The following is a 5,149-nucleotide window of genomic DNA, read 5'->3' as shown; positions in this document are numbered from 1 at the left end:
GCCGAGGGTGTCGCGGAGCTGGTGGGCGAGCTCGAAAACACCGGAGCGCAGGTGTCGGTGGTGGCCTGTGATGTGGCCGACCGGGATGCGGTCGCGGTACTGATCGCCCAATTGCCGGATCAATATCCGCTCCGCGGCGTGTTCCATGCCGCGGGAGCGCTCGATGATGGGTTGATCGCATCGTTGACGCCGGAGCGCATGGACGCGGTGCTGCGCGCCAAGGTCGACGGGGCGTGGAACTTGCATGAGCTCACCCAAGATCTGGATCTGTCGGCATTCGTGATGTTTTCGTCGATGGCCGGAATCGTGGGGACCCCCGGGCAGGGCAACTACGCCGCGGCCAACAGTTTTCTCGACGGGCTGGCGGCCCACCGGCGCGCCCACGGCCTGGCCGGGTTGTCGGTGGCCTGGGGGCTGTGGGAACAAGCCAGCGCAATGACCCGGCACCTGGCCGACCGCGACAAGGCCCGCATGAGCAACCTCGGGCTAGCGCCCATGTCAACCGAACAGGCACTGCGCCTGTTCGACAACGCGATGCTCACCGATCGCCCCATGCTGGTGGCCACCCGCCTCGACCCTGCCGCGCTCGCCGGCCACAGTGCCGCGCTGCCCCCGCTGCTGCGTCAGCTGGTAGCGCGCCGCGGCCGGCGTGTCATCGACGAAACCGACACCACGGCGGCCTCGATGACGAGCCTTGTCGCACGACTGCACGGCCTGCCCGCCGAGCAGCGACACAGCCAACTGGTGGACCTGGTCTGCAGCAACGCCGCCACCGTCCTGGGCCGCACCAACCCCGCAGACATCAACGCCGGCAGCGTTTTTCAGGACCTCGGCTTTGACTCGCTGACCGCCGTCGAGCTGCGTAACCGGCTCAAATCCGCGACGGGACTCAGCCTTTCGCCCACGCTGATCTTCGACTACCCGACGCCCGTCGTGCTGGCCGAACACCTCGACGGCCGGCTGGAGGTCACTACCACTGGCTCCGATCAGCCGAACCTGATGGCCCGGTTCAACGACATCACCCGCGAACTGCAGACACTGCTCAACCAACCCGACTGGAAACCCGAAGACAAACTTCACCTGACCAACCGCATCCAAACCCTGCTGACGACGCTGGGCGCCCACCTCGACCCCGATGACCTCAAGGACACCATCGACGCGGACCTCTACAGCGCCACCGAAAGCCAACTCTTCGCGATCCTTGACGAAGAACTCGGCTCCTAAATCCCCCTCACAAGGAGCACCACCAGTGTCGGTCACCGACAAGCACGTTGATTATTTGAAACGCCTCGCCGCGGATCTGCGGCGCACCCGACGACGGGTGTCGGAGTTGGAGGGCAAGCTGTCCGAACCGGTGGCGGTGGTCGGCATGGCCTGCCGGTATCCGGGTGGAGCGGACTCACCGGAAAGCCTGTGGGAGATGGTGATTGAGGGCCGCGACACGGTGTCCGACTTTCCCGCGGGCCGGGGCTGGGACATAGCGGAATTATTCGATCCGGATCCCGACGCGCCAGGCAAAATGTATGTGCAACAGGGTTCGTTCCTAGCCGACGCCGGTGATTTCGATGCCGGATTCTTCGGCATCGGGCCCAGCGAGGCGCTGGCCATGGACCCACAGCAGCGGTTGATGCTGGAGTTGTCGTGGGAAGCCTTGGAGCGGGCTGGAATTGACCCGACAACGCTGCGAGGTTCGGCGACGGGTGTGTTCGCCGGCGTGATCCATGCCGGCTACGGGGGTCATGTGGAGGGCGAGCTGGAGGGCTATGGGCTCACCGGCGCGACGTCGAGTGTGGCCTCCGGCCGGGTGTCCTACGTGCTGGGCTTGGAGGGCCCGGCGGTGTCGGTGGACACGGCGTGTTCGTCATCGTTGGTGGCATTGCATCTGGCGGCACAGTCGTTGCGGTCGGGTGAGTGCGACCTGGCGCTGATCGGCGGTGTGACGGTAATGGCCACCCCCACCGCATTTATCGAGTTCAGCCGCCAGCGGGCGCTGGCCCCAGATGGTCGGTGCAAGGTGTACGCCGGTGCCGCCGACGGTACCGCGTGGTCCGAAGGTGCTGGCGTGCTGGTGGTGGAGCGCCTGGCCGACGCGCGGCGTTTGGGGCATCCGGTGTTGGCGCTCGTGCGGGGCTCGGCGGTGAATCAGGACGGCGCCTCCAACGGACTTACCGCACCGAACGGGCCGTCGCAGCAACGGGTCATCCGCGCGGCGCTCGCCAGCGGCGGGCTGACGGCGGCGGATGTCGATCTGGTCGAAGGTCATGGGACGGGCACCGTCCTCGGGGATCCGATTGAGGCACAGGCGCTTTTGGCGACCTACGGACAGGGTCGGCCCGAGGATCGGCCGTTGTGGTTGGGCTCGATCAAATCGAACATCGGTCACACGTCGGCTGCTGCGGGAGTGGCCGGGCTGATCAAGATGGTGCAGGCGATCCAGCACGAAGTGCTGCCGCAGACGTTGCATGTAGACGTGCCGACGCCGCACGTGGATTGGTCCGCGGGAGCGGTGTCGCTGTTGACGGAGTCGCGACCGTGGTCGCAAGGGGACGGCCCGCGCCGGGCCGGGGTGTCGTCGTTCGGGATCAGCGGCACGAACGCGCACGTGATCCTCGAACAGGCTCCCGAAGACGCTCCGCCGGAGCCGCCGCTGGAAACTGTTGCGCCTGAGCGCGATGACACGCTCACCGCCTGGGTACTGTCGGCTCGCTCCGAGCAGGCGCTGACCAATCAGGCCCAGCGGTTGCTTGCGCACCTGACCAAAAAGGCGGATCTGGCGCCGGCGGATGTGGGTTGGTCGTTGGTGACGACACGGGCGGTGTTCGAGCATCGGGCCGTGCTGGCGGGCGCCGACCGTGAGCAGCTGATGACGGAGTTGGGCGGGCTGGCCGCCGGCGAGCCGGGTGCGGGCGTGGTGACGGGGCGCGCCCGTACGGTGGGCAAAACGGTGTTTGTGTTCCCCGGCCAGGGCGCCCAGCGGTTGGGAATGGGCCAGCGGCTCTATCAACGGTATCCGGTGTTCGCCGGCGCGTTCGACGACGCGGCATCGGCGTTGGAACCGCATCTGCGTCTGCCGCTGCGGCAGGTGATGTGGGGCAGCGACGCCGCACTGCTGCAAAGCACGGAGTTCGCGCAGCCGGCCTTGTTCGCCGTCGAGGTCGCGTTGGCGGCGCTGTTGCAGCACTGGGGGGTGCTGCCGGACGTGGTCACGGGTCATTCGGTGGGCGAGATCACCGCCGCCTACATGGCGGGAGTCTTGACGCTAGAGGATGCGGCCAAAGTGGTGGCGGCGCGGGGCCGGTTGATGGCGGCACTGCCTCCCGGCGGGGCGATGGTGGCGGTAGCCGCCAGCGAGCACGAGGTGGCGCCCCTGCTTACCGAGCTGAGCGCGGAGGTCAGCATTGCGGCGGTGAACGGCCCCAACGCGGTGGTGATTTCGGGCGCGGACGCTCGGGTGACCGCGCTGGCGGATCGGCTGGCGCAACAGGGCAGACGCGTGCATCGGCTGGCGGTGTCGCACGCGTTTCACTCGGTGTTGATGGACCCCATGCTCGCGGAGTTCTCGCAACTTCTGGGCGGCGTGTCGGCCGCACCACCGCGGATTGGGTTGGTGTCCAACCTGACCGGCAAGTTGGCGGAGCCAGGATATGGGTCGCCACAGTATTGGGTTGACCACGTGCGGCAGCCGGTCCGCTTCGCCGACGGCGTGCGCGCCGCCGAGTCGTCGGGCGCCGACGTCTTCGTCGAGGTGGGTCCTAGCGGTGGTCTCACCGCCGCGGTGGAGCAGTCGTTGACCGCTGAACCCGCGGTATCAGCGGTCACGCTGGCCAAAGACCGCCCCGAAGCCGAGTCGCTGCTGTCCGCGCTGGGGCAATTGTTCACCAGCGGTGTGAACGTCGACTGGCTTGCGGTCTTGGAGGGAGGGCAGCGGGTCGACCTACCGACGTACGGATTTGTGCGGCAGCGGTTTTGGTTGCCTGTGGGGGCAGCGGGGTCAGCGGGGTCGGCGGACGTGCGGGGCGTCGGCCTGCTGCCGGCCGATCATCCGTTGCTCGGCGTCGTGGTGGAGCGGCCTGATTCGGGTGGCGTGGTGTTGACGGGCTCGTTGTCCGTGGGCCAGTTGCCATGGTTGGCCGATCACGTCGTCGACGGGGTGGTGTTGTTTCCCGGCGCGGGATTCGTGGAGTTGCTCTTGCGGGCGGGCGACGAGGTCGGCTGCTCGGTGGTGGAGGAGCTGACGTTGCTGGCTCCGTTGGTGTTGCCACCGGCCGGCGGGGCCCGTGTGCAGGTCGTCGTCGACGCTGCGGGTGAGGCGGGTTCGCGTGGCGTATGGGTCTATTCGCGGGGTGCGGGCCCGGACTCGGTATGGGTGTTGCACGCGCAGGGTGTGTTGAGTCCAGGGTTGGCGCACTCGGGCGCGGATTTGTCCGTGTGGCCGCCGGCGGGCGCGTCGGCGGTCGATGCGGGTGACCCGTATGAGGTGTTGGCGCGCCGGGGCTATGAGTACGGGCCGGCGTTTCGGGGTCTGCGAGCGTTGTGGCGGCGGGGGTCCGAGGTCTTTGCCGAGGTGGCCGTCGGTGACGGCGTAACGGTGGCAGGCTTTGGGATTCACCCGGTGGTGCTCGATGCGGCCCTGCACGCGTGGGGCGTTGCTGACGGTGGGGATGCGACGATGTTGCCATTTTCTTGGCAGGGCGTCTGTTTGCATGCCGCCGGGGCGTCACGGGTTCGGGTCCGCATAGCACCGGCCGGCACCGGGGCGGTGTCGGTGGACTTGGCCGATGGAGCGGGCTTGCCCGTCCTGTCGGTGCGAGAGTTGATGGTTCGTCCGGTGTCGGCGCAGGCGCTATCGGCCGCAGTGGCGGCGGCCGCGGGTGGCGGCGGTCGGCTCTTTGAAGTCGCGTGGTCACCAGCGGCATTGGAGCACAACAGCATTGACGACAACGTGGTCGTGTGGCAGCCGAGCTCGGGAACCGACGGCGTGCTGGGGACGGTTCATACGGCCGCGCATGAGGCGTTGGAAACGTTGCAGTCGTGGCTGGCCGGCGATGGATCTGGCGTGCTGGTCGTGCTGACTCACGGCGCGGTGGGTCTGGCCGGTGAGGATGTCACGGATTTGGCGGGTGCGGCGGTGTGGGGGTTGGTGCGCTCC

2 protein-coding genes are annotated in these 5,149 nt (G+C 67.9%); both read left to right on the top strand.

Annotated elements, in window-relative coordinates; translation table 11 throughout:
- The coding region (locus tag ACLP9N_RS06910; protein WP_442406691.1) for a type I polyketide synthase at positions 1-1,224 on the top strand (1,224 nt) is incomplete at its 5' end.
- 25 nt (positions 1,225-1,249) lie between these two features.
- Positions 1,250-5,149 (top strand): type I polyketide synthase (locus ACLP9N_RS06905; RefSeq protein WP_442406690.1); only part of this gene is annotated, 3,900 nt, incomplete at its 3' end.

Source organism: Mycobacterium sp., assembly GCF_052144515.1.
Lineage (GTDB): Bacteria > Actinomycetota > Actinomycetes > Mycobacteriales > Mycobacteriaceae > Mycobacterium.
This window is presented reverse-complemented; position numbering and strand designations above follow the sequence as displayed.